This is a genomic window from Sphingomonas sp. PP-F2F-A104-K0414 (genome assembly GCF_004340945.1).
In the GTDB taxonomy this organism is placed as follows: Bacteria; Pseudomonadota; Alphaproteobacteria; order Sphingomonadales; family Sphingomonadaceae; genus Sphingomonas.
The window spans coordinates 208,051-221,375 of the sequence record NZ_SLYD01000002.1 but is presented as its reverse complement, the minus strand read 5'-3'; the positions used below and the strand labels follow the sequence as shown (position 1 = coordinate 221,375).

At 67.5% G+C, this 13,325-nt stretch carries 13 protein-coding genes; 3 read left to right on the top strand and 10 right to left on the bottom strand.

Annotation, left to right across the window (positions count from 1 at the left end):
• Positions 1-27: 27 nt before the first annotated feature.
• From C8J46_RS05270 to C8J46_RS05260, 3 genes are all read right to left on the bottom strand, one after another.
• Positions 28-492: a dihydrofolate reductase gene (locus C8J46_RS05270; RefSeq protein ID WP_132735900.1), complete on the bottom strand. Its 465-nt coding sequence runs from the start codon at positions 490-492 to the stop codon at positions 28-30.
• Positions 493-676: 184 nt separating this feature from the next.
• Positions 677-1,195, bottom strand: coding sequence for a hemerythrin domain-containing protein (locus tag C8J46_RS05265; protein WP_107963303.1), 519 nt, complete (start codon positions 1,193-1,195; stop codon positions 677-679).
• A gap of 79 nt (positions 1,196-1,274) precedes the next feature.
• Positions 1,275-2,069, bottom strand: coding sequence for a thymidylate synthase (locus C8J46_RS05260; protein ID WP_132735897.1), 795 nt, complete (start codon positions 2,067-2,069; stop codon positions 1,275-1,277).
• Positions 2,070-2,169: 100 nt separating this feature from the next.
• On the opposite strand from C8J46_RS05260, the gene C8J46_RS05255 reads away from it, so the two are divergent.
• On the top strand, positions 2,170-2,547 hold the full coding sequence (locus tag C8J46_RS05255) for a JAB domain-containing protein (RefSeq protein WP_243643227.1): 378 nt from the start codon (positions 2,170-2,172) through the stop codon (positions 2,545-2,547).
• Positions 2,548-2,693: 146 nt separating this feature from the next.
• On the opposite strand, the gene C8J46_RS05250 is transcribed toward C8J46_RS05255, so the two are convergent.
• From C8J46_RS05250 to C8J46_RS05240, 3 genes are all read right to left on the bottom strand, one after another.
• Positions 2,694-3,389 (bottom strand): class I SAM-dependent methyltransferase, encoded by a 696-nt coding sequence (locus tag C8J46_RS05250; protein WP_132736844.1) that lies wholly within the window; start codon positions 3,387-3,389, stop codon positions 2,694-2,696.
• Positions 3,390-3,412: 23 nt separating this feature from the next.
• Positions 3,413-4,540 carry a peptide chain release factor 2 gene (gene prfB, locus C8J46_RS05245; RefSeq protein ID WP_056051599.1) on the bottom strand — a complete coding sequence of 376 codons (1,128 nt, stop codon included), beginning with the start codon at positions 4,538-4,540 and terminating at the stop codon, positions 3,413-3,415.
• 132 nt (positions 4,541-4,672) lie between these two features.
• Entirely contained in the window at positions 4,673-7,054 is a 2,382-nt protein-coding gene (locus C8J46_RS05240) for a transglycosylase domain-containing protein (protein WP_243643260.1), read from the bottom strand.
• A gap of 629 nt (positions 7,055-7,683) precedes the next feature.
• Between C8J46_RS05240 and hrpB the strand changes: the two genes are divergently transcribed.
• Together hrpB and C8J46_RS05230 are read left to right on the top strand one after the other, a co-directional pair.
• Entirely contained in the window at positions 7,684-10,212 is a 2,529-nt protein-coding gene (hrpB, locus tag C8J46_RS05235) for an ATP-dependent helicase HrpB (RefSeq protein ID WP_132735889.1), read from the top strand.
• Positions 10,213-10,221: 9 nt separating this feature from the next.
• A complete protein-coding gene (locus C8J46_RS05230) occupies positions 10,222-10,503 on the top strand; it encodes an ETC complex I subunit (protein ID WP_056051595.1) in 282 nt (93 codons plus the stop codon).
• Positions 10,504-10,614: 111 nt separating this feature from the next.
• On the opposite strand, the gene C8J46_RS05225 is transcribed toward C8J46_RS05230, so the two are convergent.
• From C8J46_RS05225 to C8J46_RS05210, 4 genes are read right to left on the bottom strand one after another with little or no spacing between them, the layout of a single operon-like run.
• Positions 10,615-11,118: an NUDIX hydrolase gene (locus C8J46_RS05225; RefSeq protein WP_132735886.1), complete on the bottom strand. Its 504-nt coding sequence runs from the start codon at positions 11,116-11,118 to the stop codon at positions 10,615-10,617.
• The gene (locus C8J46_RS05220; RefSeq protein ID WP_132735883.1) at positions 11,115-11,780 is read right to left on the bottom strand and encodes a hypothetical protein; all 666 of its coding nucleotides are present in this window, start codon (positions 11,778-11,780) and stop codon (positions 11,115-11,117) included. The genes C8J46_RS05225 and C8J46_RS05220 overlap by 4 nt, the downstream gene beginning before the upstream one ends.
• Position 11,781: 1 nt before the next feature.
• Positions 11,782-12,636 (bottom strand): TPM domain-containing protein, encoded by an 855-nt coding sequence (locus C8J46_RS05215; protein WP_132735880.1) that lies wholly within the window; start codon positions 12,634-12,636, stop codon positions 11,782-11,784.
• A gap of 10 nt (positions 12,637-12,646) precedes the next feature.
• Positions 12,647-13,243 carry a LemA family protein gene (locus C8J46_RS05210; RefSeq protein ID WP_132735877.1) on the bottom strand — a complete coding sequence of 199 codons (597 nt, stop codon included), beginning with the start codon at positions 13,241-13,243 and terminating at the stop codon, positions 12,647-12,649.
• Between the last annotated feature and the right edge of the window lie 82 nt (positions 13,244-13,325).

The window sequence follows — 13,325 nt, the reverse complement described above, 5'->3', positions numbered from 1 at the left end:
GGGCTCCCGCCTTCGCGGGAGAACAGCTCAGGGGCGAGTTAGCGTTACGAAGCTGTAGGCCGGGCGGTCGTTTTCCGCGGGTTGGTATTCGCGGGCGATCTCTTGCCAGCCGTCGAAGGCGGGGACGGTCGCGTCGCCTTCGGGGGCGGCGTGGACTTCGGTCAGTTCGATACGGTCCGCGTGGGGAAGGAACTGCGCGTAAATCTGCGCACCACCGATCACCGCCACGTTGTCGCCCGCCATTGCGAGCGCTTCCTCGACCGAGTGTGCGACGTCCGCGCTCTCAGCACTCCAGTCGCCCCGCGTCAGGACGATGTGGCGGCGACCAGGGAGGGGGCTCGGGAAGCTCTCGAACGTTTTCCGGCCCATCACCATCGGCTTGCCCATCGTGAGCGCCTTGAAGCGCTTCAGGTCGGCGGGGAGGCGCCAGGGGAGTTGCCCGTCGCGGCCGATGACGCCGTTGCTAGCGCGGGCGAGGTAGAAGGTGATCATGCGGCGGTCATGCCGGATCAGAGGGCGGGGTTCCAGTCCGGGGTTACGCCCGAACCTTACCCTAGCACCTCCCCGGCCGAAGCCGGGGTCCAGTTGGGAAACGTTGCTAACGGAGCGCTGCGTCCCGTCACTCCCACCTTTCCAACTGGGCCCCGGCCTTCGCCGGGGAGGTGGAGTTTGGGGTTCAGCTTGGCGCGTGCTCCTTCACATACGCCTCGGGATCCTTGTCGACGACCTTCACCCCGTTGAGATGATTCGCCTCGAACGCCGCGAACCGCACGCCAAGCTCATGCCGCTCTTCCAGCGTCGCATGCTTGCGAAAGTCGGTCAGGCCCTGGCGTTCTTCCTCCGCCAGATGATCGCTGTTCGCCTTGTTGCACTCGCCGACCGCTGCGAACCACGCGTCCGAACCGACTGGGTGCTTGTCGACCGCCTCGCCGGTGTCGCGGATGTCGTTGTGGTCCTCGATCGCGTCTTCGGTTTCCTCGGCGGCCGAGTCGGCGTCGTTGCCGCCGGTGCCGATCTTCATCAGCCGCGGGTAGAAGAAGCGCTCCTCCGCCTCGGCATGCGCATCGAGCAGGTTCTTGAGGCGGGTCCAGAGTGCCGACAGCGCCTCGGTGTCCTTGGCGTCGATCGAATCGATCTGCGCGAACAGTGCGCGCTGCTGCGCGTGTTCGTCGAGAATGAGCTGTGTGATATCCATGCGCATCTGAACCGCGCGCGCTGCCCGGGGTTCCTATTGCGATTCGGTCGCGCGGCGCGGCCGCTGGGTCGCTCTCTGTTCAGACCGCGACGGGGGCCTTGATGTGAGCCTGCGCGACGTAATCGTGGAGGACGAAATCCTCATACTCGTACGCGTCGATCGTGTCCGGCTTCCGCACGATTTCGAGGCGGGGGAGAGGCCCCGTCGAGCGCGTCAGTTGCAGTTGCGCCTGCTCCAGATGGTTCGAATAGAGGTGGCAATCGCCGCCGGTCCAGATGAACTCGCCGACCTCGAGCTCGCATTGCTGCGCGAGGATGTGCGTCAGCAGCGCGTAGCTGGCGATGTTGAAGGGCACGCCGAGGAAGATGTCGCCCGAGCGCTGGTAGAGCTGGAGCGACAGCTTGCCGCCCGCGACATGCGTCTGGAACAGGCAGTGGCACGGCGCGAGTGCCATCGCGTGGAGGTCGCCCGGGTTCCATGCGCTGACGATCTGGCGGCGTGAGGCGGGGTTCGTCTTGATCTGGTCGATCAGCTCGGCGATCTGGTCGATGTGGCGGCCGTCTGCAGTGGCCCAATCGCGCCATTGCTTGCCGTAGACCGGGCCGAGATCTCCGCTCTCGTCCGCCCATTCGTCCCAGATCGCGACTTTCCGGTCCTGCAACCATCGCACGTTGGTGTCGCCGCGCAGGAACCACAGGAGTTCGACGATGATCGAGCGGAGGTGAAGCTTCTTGGTGGTGAGCACGGGGAAGCCCTGCGCGAGATCGAAGCGCATCTGCGCGCCGAACACGCTGAGCGTGCCGGTGCCGGTGCGGTCCATCGTCTCGACGCCGGTCGAGAGCACGCGGTCCATGAGGTCTAGATATTGGCGCATGCTGGGGGCGTAGCGGCGCGGGGGCGGGGGCTCAAGCGGATGTAGTTGCGCGTGCGGTCGCCGGTGTCGCGGGGCAGGCGGGTATGTGCCGCCGTCGCCCGTGCCTTCTCCTCGTATCGCGGACCTCGCCGCGGCTCGCGCGCTGTTCGCAGGGTTGGGGCATGCCACGGTCGAGACGGTGGCGGTCGCGTATCTTGATCCGAATCGGAGGCTTCTCGGGATGCGGCATGTCGTCGGGGGGCGGGATCAGGTGGCGATCTCGATCCGCACGGTTGCAGCGGATGCGTTGGCGTTCGGCGCGGTCGGGATCGTGATGGCGCATAACCATCCGAGCGGCGATGCGACGCCGAGTGCGCAGGACGTGGCGTTCACGCGGGCGCTGGCTGCGGGGTTGCGGACGCTGGAGGTGTTGTTGCTCGATCATCTGGTGATCGCGGGCGACGAGGTGACGAATCTCAGGACGATGGGGGTGATTTGACCGTTTCGACATCAATCTTCCCCTGCAAGGGGAGGTGGCTGGCGCTTGCCAGACGGAGGGGTGACACCCTCTCGATAGCGCGATACCCCTCCATCAGCCCGATGGGCTGACACCTCCCCTTGCAGGGGAGGATTGACCGGGGCTCCTCACCCCAACCTGCAAGCCCGAATCGCCTCCGGCTTCGGCCGCGGCCCGGTCGCGCGGAACGTCGCGAGATACCCGCCCGCCGACGGCATCTCGTCCATATCGACCTGCGTATACCCAACCGCAGCGAACTCGCACTTCAGCAACGCCGGTGGCGTGCCGTGGTTCTGCGTCGGGCGGTTCGCATCCACCACCACCACCAGCCCGTCGGGCTTCAGCGAAGGCCGCAGCCGCCACAGGAACTCGTACGGCTGCTCGATCTCGTGATACATGTGCACCATCAGCACCCGGTCGAAGCTCGCCTCGGGCAGCTTCGGGTCGTTCGCTTCGCCCAGCTTCACGCTGACGTTCGCCAGATCCTCGCGCGCGACACGCTCCGCCAGCGTGTCGCGCACGCTCGCGACGATGTCCTCGGCCAGCACACGCCCGTCCTTGCCGACCCGCGCAGCCATGCGGATCGTGTAATAGCCCTCACCCGCGCCGATATCCGCGACCGTCATGCCCTTGCGGATCTCGGCCTTGTTCATCACCTCGCCAGCTTCGTTCAGTCGATCGCGCGCCTCTTCGTTCGACCAGCGCGACGACACGATCGACGCGACTGGACGATCGGCCGCGGGGAACACCGGCTCCTTCGGCTCGCGCTTGATCAGCGGTTTGCTGCCGTCGCAGGCGGCAAGCACGATCATCGGCAGGACCATCAGGGCAAGGGCACCCTTCAGCTTCAATCGACGTCCTCCACCTCGACGGCCTCGCCGGTCACGCGCTGCGACAGCGCCGCCGCCATGAACATTTCGAGGTCGCCGTCGAGCACGTCCGACGGACTGGTCGAGACGACGCCGGTGCGCAGGTCCTTCACCATCTGGTATGGCTGGAGCACGTACGAACGGATCTGGTGGCCCCAGCCGATGTCGGTCTTGCCGGCGTTCTCGGCGTTCGCCGCAGTCTCGCGGATCGCCAGTTCACGCTCGTACAGACGCGCGCGGAGCTGGTTATACGCCTCGGCCTTGTTCTTGTGCTGCGAGCGCTGGTTCTGGCACTGCACGACGATCCCCGTCGGAATGTGCGTGATACGCACCGCCGAATCGGTCGTGTTGATGTGCTGACCACCCGCGCCCGACGCGCGGTACGTGTCGATGCGCAGATCGCTCTCGTTATACTCGACCTCGATATTGTCGTCGACGACCGGATACACCCAGACACTGGCGAACGACGTATGCCGTCGCGCCGCCGAGTCGTACGGGCTGATCCGCACGAGGCGGTGCACACCGCTCTCGGTCTTGGCATAGCCGTACGCGTTCTCGCCTTTCAGCAGCAGCGTCGCGGACTTGATCCCCGCCTGCTCGCCCGAATGCTGGTCGACCAGTTCGACCTTCAGGCCGTGGCGCTCGCCCCAGCGCGAATACATTCGGCTGAGCATGCCCGCCCAGTCCTGGCTCTCGGTCCCGCCGGCGCCCGCGTTGACCTCGATATAGGTGTCGTTGGCGTCGGCCTCGCCGGCCAGCAGCGCCTTGATCTTGTCCTTGTCGGCACGCGCGGCGAGTTCGGCAAGCGACGCAACGCCGTCCGCCTCCATCTCGGTATCGCCCTCGGCCTCGGCCATCTCGATCAGTTCGGCGGTGTCCGACAGTTCACTCTGGATCGCGCGCGTCGCGCTGATCGCCTCGTCGAGACGACGACGCTCGCGCATCACCTCCTGCGCAGCCTTGGGATCGGACCAGAGCGCCTGATCCTCGACGCGCGCGTTCAGCTCGTCGAGACGACGCAGCGCGCGGTCCCAGTCGAGGAAGCGGCGCAGCAGCGCCAGCGCGTCGTTGATGGTGTCTACGTGAGCCTGCGCTTCGGCGCGCATGGGTATTCTCCGGTCTTCGTCATGCCAGCGAAAGCTGGCATCTCCTGCGGCGAGGAGTGTCCTCCCTTACCACGAGATCCCAGCTTTCGCTGGGATGACGGATTGATGTGCGATGACGTCTATATAAGCGCGCTAGTAGATTCCGCCTTGTCTTTGCAAGAAATCGCTGTCGCGCGGCGCTTCGGCCTTCTTCACCGCGGTCGTCGTCGTAGCAGCACTGGGGGCGACATCCGAGCGTCGCGCCGCACGCCGCGGTTCGCTCTCGGGCTTGAACGCTTCCCAGATCACCGCGGGCTTCGGATCGTTGGTGTCGGGCCATGCGCCGTAGACCGGCCGGCCGCTCGCGCGATCGATCCGGACCATGCGGATCCCGGCAGGCGCGCGGAACGGCAGCTTGGGCAGGTCCTCATACGCCTTGACCGCAAACTGCTTGAAGATCGGCGCGGCGAGCGTGCCGCCCTGCGCCGCACCACCGAGATTCCGTGGCGTGTCGAATCCGATATACAGTCCGCCGACGAACTGCGGCGTGCCCCCGACAAACCACACGTCGGTCGGGCCATTGTTCGTGCCGGTCTTGCCGAACATCGGCCGGTCGAGATCGCGCAACGTGACCGCGGTACCGCGCTGGACGACGCCTTCGGTGATGTGGACCATCTGGTACGCGGTCATCGCATCGAGCACCTGGCGCTGACGCGTGACCGGCCGCGGCATCGGCTTGCCGTCCCAGTCGGGCGCGTTGCAGCGATCGCACGGCCGCCAGTTCTCGGGCCAGATCACCTTGCCGTGGCGATCCTGGACGAAATCGATCAGCGACGGCGGGCCGCCCTTGCCGTTGTTGGCAAGGATCGAATACGCGTTGACCATCCGTCCGACGGTCGTCTCGCCGGCGCCAAGCGCGTAGGAAAGATAGGGCGCGTAATCGCCGACGCCCATCTTCTTGATGGTCGCGACGACCTTCGGCATCCCGGTCTGCGCGGCGGTCCGCACGGTCATCAGGTTGCGCGACTGCTCGATCCCCCAGCGCATCGTATGCGGCCCGGCGCCGCGCGAATTGCCGAAGTTGCGGAAGCATTTCTGCCCGAGCCGTGCACCCTGATAGACGCAGAACGGCCCGTCGACGATGATCGACGCGGGCGTCATGCCGTTGTCGAGCGCGGCGGAATAGACGATCGGCTTGATGGTTGAGCCGGGCTGGCGCATCGCCTGAGTCGCGCGGTTGAACGCCTGCAACCGGTCGTCGAAGCCGCCCTGCATGGCGAGCACGCGGCCGCTAGCCGGCTCCTCGACGACGAACGCGCCCGAGACCTTGGGGATCGCCCGCAACGAGAACGTGCCACCGTCCGGCGCCACTGCGATAATGTCGCCCACCTCGATCGCACCGAACGCGTTGCCGCCCTTGCCGCGCACCGGCATCTGCGCCGCATAGCGCGGCAACGTGCCGGTCTTGCCGGTGCGGAAGCCCAGGCTCCAGGCATTGCCGTCCTTGCCCGTCACGATCGCCGCGACCCAGTCCCGATAATCGAGCGCGATATTGCTGTTGAGCAACGGCTGGAGCCAGTTGTCGTCCTCGATCTCGACATGGCGAATGGGGCCGTTCCAGCCGCGCCCGCTGTCGAACCGGACCAGCCCGTCGCGCAACGCCTGTTGCGCGAGATCCTGCAGCTTCGCATCGAACGACGTCCGCACCCACAGCCCGCCCGAATACACGCTGTACGGGCCGTCCTTCGCATTCTCGCCGAACTTCGCCATCAGCTGGCGGCGGACTTCCTCGACGAAATAGCCGCCGACGCTCTCGAACTTCGGCGTGCGGCGCATCACCGCGCCGAGCGGCTCGGCATTCGCCTTGTCATGCTGCGCGCGCGTGATGAAGCCGTTGTCGAGCATCCGGTTGAGCACATAGTTGCGCCGCGTCATGGCCTTCTCGGTGTTGCGCACCGGATCGTAGTTCGACGGACCCTTGGGCAGGATCGCGAGATACGCCATCTGCGCGAGATCGAGCTGATCAAGCTCCTTGTCGAAATAGGCATGGCTCGCCGCCTCGACCCCGAACGCGTTACGCCCGAGCGCGATCTGGTTGAGGTACAGCTCGAGGATCTGCTCCTTGGTCAGCGTATCCTCGATCTTGTACGCCAGCACCGCCTCGCGCAATTTGCGCGACGGCGAATAGGCGTTGCCGATCAAAAGGTTCTTCGCGACCTGCTGCGTGATCGTCGAGCCGCCCTTGGCGCGCTTGCCGGTGCCGAGCTTGGTCGCATAGTCGTACACCGCGCCGGCGAGGCCGGGGTAATCGACGCCGTGATGCTCGAAGAACGACTTGTCCTCGGCGGCGAGGAACGCCTTGACCAGCAGCGGCGGATATTCGGCGTAGCTGAGCTCGACGCGGCGTTCGCGAGCGTAGGAATGGATCGGCGCGCCATCGATCCCGCGGACATTGGTAGGTAGCGGCGGCTCGTAGGTGCGCAGCGTATCGACCGACGGCAGGTCGCGCATGACCGCAAACCAGAACGCGAAGATCGCGACGAGACCCAGCACGACCAGCACCAGTGCGGCCTTTGTCAACCGACTCGCCCACGCGCGCGAGACCCGACCACGCAGCCGGTCGGAGGTGCGGCCTGTCGCCGTCGTCAAGGTGGGGGAGGGATCGGACGCCATGATTACTGGCGGAGCGTCTAGCAGGTTAGCGCGCGCTTGCCAGCCTTCGGTGCGATAAGGGGCGGGCGCCCGCCTTCGCAACGCGTCCGTCCGCCTATGGGCACCACCCCGGCGAAGGCCGGGGCCCAATTGGAAAGGTGGTCGTAATGGAGCGCAGCAGTCGTCACCGCCGTCTCCCAATTGGACCCCGGCCTTCGCCGGGGCGGTGATTTTGGCGAGGTGGTGCAGCTTTGGAATAGGTTGATGACTGGGGAACTGTCGACTGCCGCCGATGCAACGATCCTCCCCCGCCAGGGGGAGGTGGCACCGAAGGTGACGGAGGGGAGGACAGGGGGCCGAGGTCGTCGCTTACCGCCCCCTCCGTCTGGCAAGCGCCAGCCACCTCCCCTGGCGGGGGAGGATCGCAAAGTTCTGGCGCTCACCCCCGAACGACATGCCCGCGCATCGACAAAACCTGTCGCCAACCCCGTCACTGTGGCAGCAGGCTGTGCATGACCCCGCCGCCGCTCCCTATCCTAGCCGTACTCCCCGACCTCCTCGCCACCCTACGCGACCGAACCTCCGCGGTGCTCGTCGCCCCCCCAGGCGCCGGCAAGACCACCGCCGTCGCCCCCGCGCTCCTTACCGAACCCTGGTGCACTGGCGAGATCCTCCTCCTCTCCCCCCGTCGCCTAGCCGCCCGCGCCGCCGCCGAACGCATGGCGTCGACCGCCGGCGAGCCCGTGGGCCAGACCTTCGGCTACGCCACCCGCATGGACAGCAAGCGCTCCGCCGCCACCCGCGTCACGGTGATCACGGAAGGCATCTTCGTCGCGCGGATCCAGGCCGATCCCGAACTCGCCGGCGTGTCCGCCGTCCTGTTCGACGAAGTCCACGAACGCAGCCTCGATGGTGATTTCGGCCTGGCACTGGCGCTCGACGTCCAGGCCGGCTTCCGCCCCGACCTCCGCATCGTCGCGATGTCCGCAACGCTCGACGGCGCACGGTTCGCGGCCTTGATGGACGACGCGCCCGTGATCGAGAGCGAAGGCCGAAGCTATCCCCTGACCCTCCGCCACATCGGTCGCCAGGCAGAGTTGCGCATCGAGGACTCGGTCGCGTCCGCGATCCGCCGCGCGCTCGGCGAAGCGGAGGGCGGCGTGCTCGCCTTCCTCCCCGGCGTCGCGGAGATCGAACGGACCGCCGACCGCCTTGCCAATTTGCCCGACGACATCGTCCTGCACGAACTCCACGGCAGCCTCGATCCCGCAGCCCAGCGCGCCGCGATCCTCCCCGAGCCGGATGGTCGGCGCAAAGTCGTGCTCGCCACCAGCATCGCCGAGACCAGCCTGACTCTCGACGGCATCCGCATCGTCGTCGACTCCGGCCTCGCGAGACGCCCCCGCTACGACCGCGCCGCCGGCATGACGCGCTTGGTCACCGAGCGCGCGAGCCAGGCGGCGGTCACGCAACGCGCCGGCCGCGCCGCTCGCCTCGGGCCGGGGATAGCGTATCGCTTGTGGGAGGAAGCGGCCACCGCCGGCCTTCCGCGCTACGACCCGCCAGAAATTCTGGAGGCGGACCTGTCCGCGCTGGTGCTGGCGTGCGCATTATGGGGTGTCGGCGATCCGCGAGACCTCAGATGGATCGACCCGCCCCCCGCCGCGGCTATCGACGAGGCGGTGGCGCGACTGACGACGCTGGAGGCGATCGAAGACGGCCGCCCGACCTTGCATGGCCGAGCGATCGCGAAGCTGCCGGTGCCGCCGAGACTAGCGCACATGCTCCTTCGAACGGGGGAGCGGGGGTTGGCAAATGTAGCGGCGCAAATCGCGGTGCTGCTAGGCGAACGCGGCATCGGCGGACAGGATGTCGATCTTGAAACCCGCCTCCGCCGCTGGAAAACCGAACGTGGTACGAAGGCGCAGGCGGCAAGAGCGATGGCCGATCGCTGGGCGAAGCTTGCCCCCCCTCCCGCAAGCGGGAGGGGGCTGGGGGGTGGGCTCGCGCCATCCGCGTCGCGCGACTTCGAGGCCGGGCGCCCACCCCCCAACCCCCTCCCGCTTGCGGGAGGGGGGGCAGAAGTTTGCGTTGCGCTCGGCTTTCCCGATCGCGTGGCACGCCGCCGCGATGCGTCCGGCGAAACCTGGGCCTCGGTCGGCGGCCGCGGGTTCAAGCTCGACCCGACCTCGCCACTCGCCCGCTCCGAATGGCTCGCCGTCGCCGACACGCAAGGCTCGGCCGCCGGCGCGCGCATTCTCTCCGCGGTGGCGATCGAGCAGGCCGCCATCGAAACCCTCTTCACCGACCGCATCGAATCCCGCCGCACCGTCACGTTCGACGCAGCAACCGGCGGCATCCAGGCCCTCCGCGAACGCCGCCTCGGCGCGATCCGCCTGTCGAGCGGCCCCGACAGCGGCGCCGACCCCGACGCGATCCTAGCCGCGCTCATCGACGGCGTCCGCGGGCACGGCCTCGCGCTGCTACCGTGGAGCGATAGCGCCCGAGCCCTGCGCGACCGTGCCGCCTATGCGGGCGTGCCGCTCGACGAAGCGACCCTGCTTGACCGCGTTGACGAATGGCTCGCCCCGCTCCTGACCGGCAAGCGCCGACTCGACGCGATCGCCCCCGGCGCGCTTGCCGAAGCGCTGCGCAACCTCCTCGGCTGGGACGGGGTGCAGACGATCAACCGCTTCGCGCCACCCGACTTCACGAGCCCCGCCGGCAGCACCCATGCGATCGACTACGCCGCGGAAGGCGGCCCTCGCGTGGAACTCCGCGTGCAAGCCCTGTTCGGCCTCGCGGTGCATCCGACGATTGGCGAGGCGCGCGTACCGCTGGTGCTGAGCCTCACGTCCCCCGCCGGCCGGCCGATCCAGACAACGCGCGACCTGCCCGGTTTCTGGGCCGGCAGCTGGACCGCGGTGGCGAAGGAAATGCGCGGGCGCTACCCCAAGCATCCGTGGCCCGACGACCCCGCCGCGGCGTCCGCCACGCTGCGCACGAAAAAGGCGGATGCAAGGGCCGCCGGTTCGCGATAAGGGAGGCTCATGCCAACCGCCCGTATCTTCCAGCGCCCCAAGAACGCCATGCAGTCCGGCAAGCACCGGACCGACGCCTGGCAGCTCGAATTCGAACCGTCGGAGCCCAAGCGCCCCGACCCGCTCACCGGCTGGGCCGGCAGCGGCGACACCCGCGACCAGCTGCGGCTGCTGTTCCCGACCGCGGAAGCGGCGATCGCGCACTGCGAGCGGGAAGGCTTTGGTTACACGGTAGTTCCGGCGCCGCAGAAGACGCTGAAGCTGCAGAGCTACGCCGACAATTTCAAGTAAGCCCGCGGGCGTCCACTAACTTGTTCTCCCGCGAAGGCGGGAGCCCAGTCTGGGTCCCCGCCTTCGCGGGGAAACAAATCGTGCTCCGTTTAGCGAACGCGTCGGTCGCCGCTAAAGTATCGACCCAGCCAGGATCAGCAGCATCTTGGTATCGATCGCCACGCCAGCAGCCCGCTTCTCGGCCACGAATGCCGGCACGTCCGCCAGCGGAACCCGGTGCACGGTGATGTTCTCGTCGCCATCGCCGCCGCCGTCGCTCACCTTCGTCAGCCCGGACGCGCGGACCAGCGTGAAGCATTCCGACGTCATTCCTGGTGATGAATAGAATACCCCTAAATTCTCGATCGCGTCCGCGCGGTAGCCGGTCTCTTCCTCCAGCTCGCGGCCGGCCGCGACTGCGACGCTCTCGCCCGCGGTTTCGTCACCGACCAAGCCTGCCGGTAGCTCCAGGCATGCCCGCCCTAGCGGCACGCGGAACTGCTCCACCAGGATTACGTCGCCGTCGTCGATCGCGACGATTACCGCCGCTGCGATCTCGCCCTGGCGCGCGGCGAATTCCCACGTGCCTTCGGTCTGCACGGTCAGGAATTTGCCCGCCCACACGGTCTTGCTCATAGTTCGATCAGCCTATCTGGAAGCTCGTTCACCGGCGCACCGGTGCGCGGGAAATGCTCGGCGAGCACTGCGCCGATCTGCGCGACCGCATCTGCCATGCCGTCGGCGGGACGATCGTCGCGCACACCGGCCAGCACCGCCGCCATCGCTGTGCCCCAAGTCTCGTTCGGCACGCGCGAGTGGATCGCGTCGTCGGCGATGATCTCCGCGCGGTGCTCGGCCAGTGACAGGTACAACAGCACGCCGGTCGAACCCTTGGTGCGCTTCTCGGCCCCCGCGCGGAACAGGAGCAAGGCCCGCCGCCGCACGCGCCGCGCCTTGGTCGCGCCCGGCGTCAGCGCGAGCCGCGCCGGCGTCCACGCCAGCACCAGCCGCACTGCTAGAAATACCAAGGTCACCAACACCAGCGCCACCACGTACAGCGCACCCTGCGGTGCCGCCTGCCAGGGATCGACCAGCGCATAGATATGATCCGCCGCGACCGGATGGTACGCTAGCAGCGCCAGCGTCAGTAGCATCGCCAGCACCGCCCAGTGCATCGATACGTCGTGATATGCATCGGACTGCCGCGCGACGATCGTGACGATCTCGCCGGTCGTCGCGGTCTCCGCCTCGGTTACCGCCGCAGTGACGCGGTCGTGATCGGTGTCGCTCAACCGCATCTCACCAACTCCCCGAAGCGCCGCCGCCGCCGCCGGATCCACCGCCGCCGCCGCCGAAACCACCGCCGCCCCAGCCGCCGCCGCTATCGCCGCCGCCGCCACCGAAGCCACCACCACCACCGCCGCCGCCACGGGTCATCGCATCGGCGATGCTCCACAGCACGATCGGCAAGGCGCCGCTGCCACCGCCGCGGCTGCCGCCATCGACGTAATGCTTGCCGCCTGCACGCCGCGAGATCATCGGAATGACGATCGCCGCGAGCACGATCCCAAAGAAGATCAGCCCGATCGGCACGCCGCCGCCGCCTGAATTCGACCGGCGATGCGTTTTGTCATACTCCGCCGCCGCCGCCGTCACCTTCGCGCGCGCCTCCGCATCGGGGAGCGCAAGCTGGTCCGCCACCGCGTTCGTCCCCGCGACGATGCCGCCGGGAATGTCGCCCGCCTTGAAGCGCGGCAGGATCTGCTGGTTGATCACGACGCTGGAGAACGCATCGGTTAGCACCGGCTCGAGGCCATAGCCGACCTCGATCCGCACCTTCCGGTCGTTCGGCGCGACCAGCAGGATCGCGCCGTTATTCGCATCCTTCAGCCCGACGCCCCAGCTCCGGATCAGCGCATTGCCGTAATCCTCGATCGGATAGCCTTCGAGGTCGGGCACGGTCGCGACGACCAGCTGGTTGCCGGTCGACTTTTGCAGGTCGTCGAGCCGCTTGGTCAGCGCCGCTTCCTGGTCGGGCGGGATCACGTTCGCCGCATCGACGACGAAGCCGGTGAACTTGGGCAAGGTCTGCGCGGTCGCGGCGCTGCTTCCCAGCAGCACCGCGAACGCCAGCATCAGGAGATGGCGGAGCATCGGGCCCCGATCAGCTCGCGTTGCCGAAGTTCACCGTCGGCGCGGTTTCGGCGCCCGGCGTGGTCGCTGCGAACGGCACCATCGGCTTGGCACCGTAGAAGATCTTCGCGCCGACCGCGTCGGGGAAGGTACGGATCTTGGTGTTATACGCCTGCACTGCGCCGTTATAGTCGCGCCGCGCGATCGTGATGCGGTTCTCGGTGCCTTCGAGCTGGCTCATCAGCGTGGTGTAATTGGCCTGGCTCTTCAGCTCGGGATACGCCTCCTGCAAACGCTGAAGCGATACGCCGACTGCACCCTGGACGCGCTGATACTGCTCCATCTTCGCGGGGTCGGACAGATCAGCGGCCGAAACCTGGACCGAGTTCGCGGCGGAGCGCGCCTGCGTCACCTGGACCAGGATATCCTTCTCCTGCGCGCCGGCCGCCTTCACGGTCGCGACGAGATTGGGGATCAGGTCGGCGCGACGCTGATAGTTGTTCTGGACGTCCGCCCAGCGTGCCTTCGCGGTTTCCTCGGCGGTCGGCACGCTGTTGATCCCGCACCCGGCGAGGGCCGATGCGAGGAGGATTGCGGCGGTACCGCGGGCGATTGGGGCACGTGACATCGGGGCTCTCCTGAATACCTGTGTCACCCTCATAGGACAGTCCGCAGGGTTGGCGAAACCGAAATCGGCGGTTAGCCTTGGG

Coding starts and splice junctions, on each gene's coding strand:
- prfB (WP_056051599.1), bottom strand. CDS start 4,540: ATGCGCGCCGAAGCGCAGGCTCACGTAGACACCATCAACGACGCGCTG.
- C8J46_RS05220 (WP_132735883.1), bottom strand. CDS start 11,780: ATGCGGTTGAGCGACACCGATCACGACCGCGTCACTGCGGCGGTAACC.
- C8J46_RS05215 (WP_132735880.1), bottom strand. CDS start 12,636: ATGCTCCGCCATCTCCTGATGCTGGCGTTCGCGGTGCTGCTGGGAAGC.
- C8J46_RS05265 (WP_107963303.1), bottom strand. CDS start 1,195: ATGGATATCACACAGCTCATTCTCGACGAACACGCGCAGCAGCGCGCA.
- C8J46_RS05250 (WP_132736844.1), bottom strand. CDS start 3,389: ATGGTCCTGCCGATGATCGTGCTTGCCGCCTGCGACGGCAGCAAACCG.
- hrpB (WP_132735889.1), top strand. CDS start 7,684: ATGACCCCGCCGCCGCTCCCTATCCTAGCCGTACTCCCCGACCTCCTC.
- C8J46_RS05210 (WP_132735877.1), bottom strand. CDS start 13,243: ATGTCACGTGCCCCAATCGCCCGCGGTACCGCCGCAATCCTCCTCGCA.
- C8J46_RS05225 (WP_132735886.1), bottom strand. CDS start 11,118: ATGAGCAAGACCGTGTGGGCGGGCAAATTCCTGACCGTGCAGACCGAA.
- C8J46_RS05270 (WP_132735900.1), bottom strand. CDS start 492: ATGATCACCTTCTACCTCGCCCGCGCTAGCAACGGCGTCATCGGCCGC.
- C8J46_RS05260 (WP_132735897.1), bottom strand. CDS start 2,069: ATGCGCCAATATCTAGACCTCATGGACCGCGTGCTCTCGACCGGCGTC.
- C8J46_RS05230 (WP_056051595.1), top strand. CDS start 10,222: ATGCCAACCGCCCGTATCTTCCAGCGCCCCAAGAACGCCATGCAGTCC.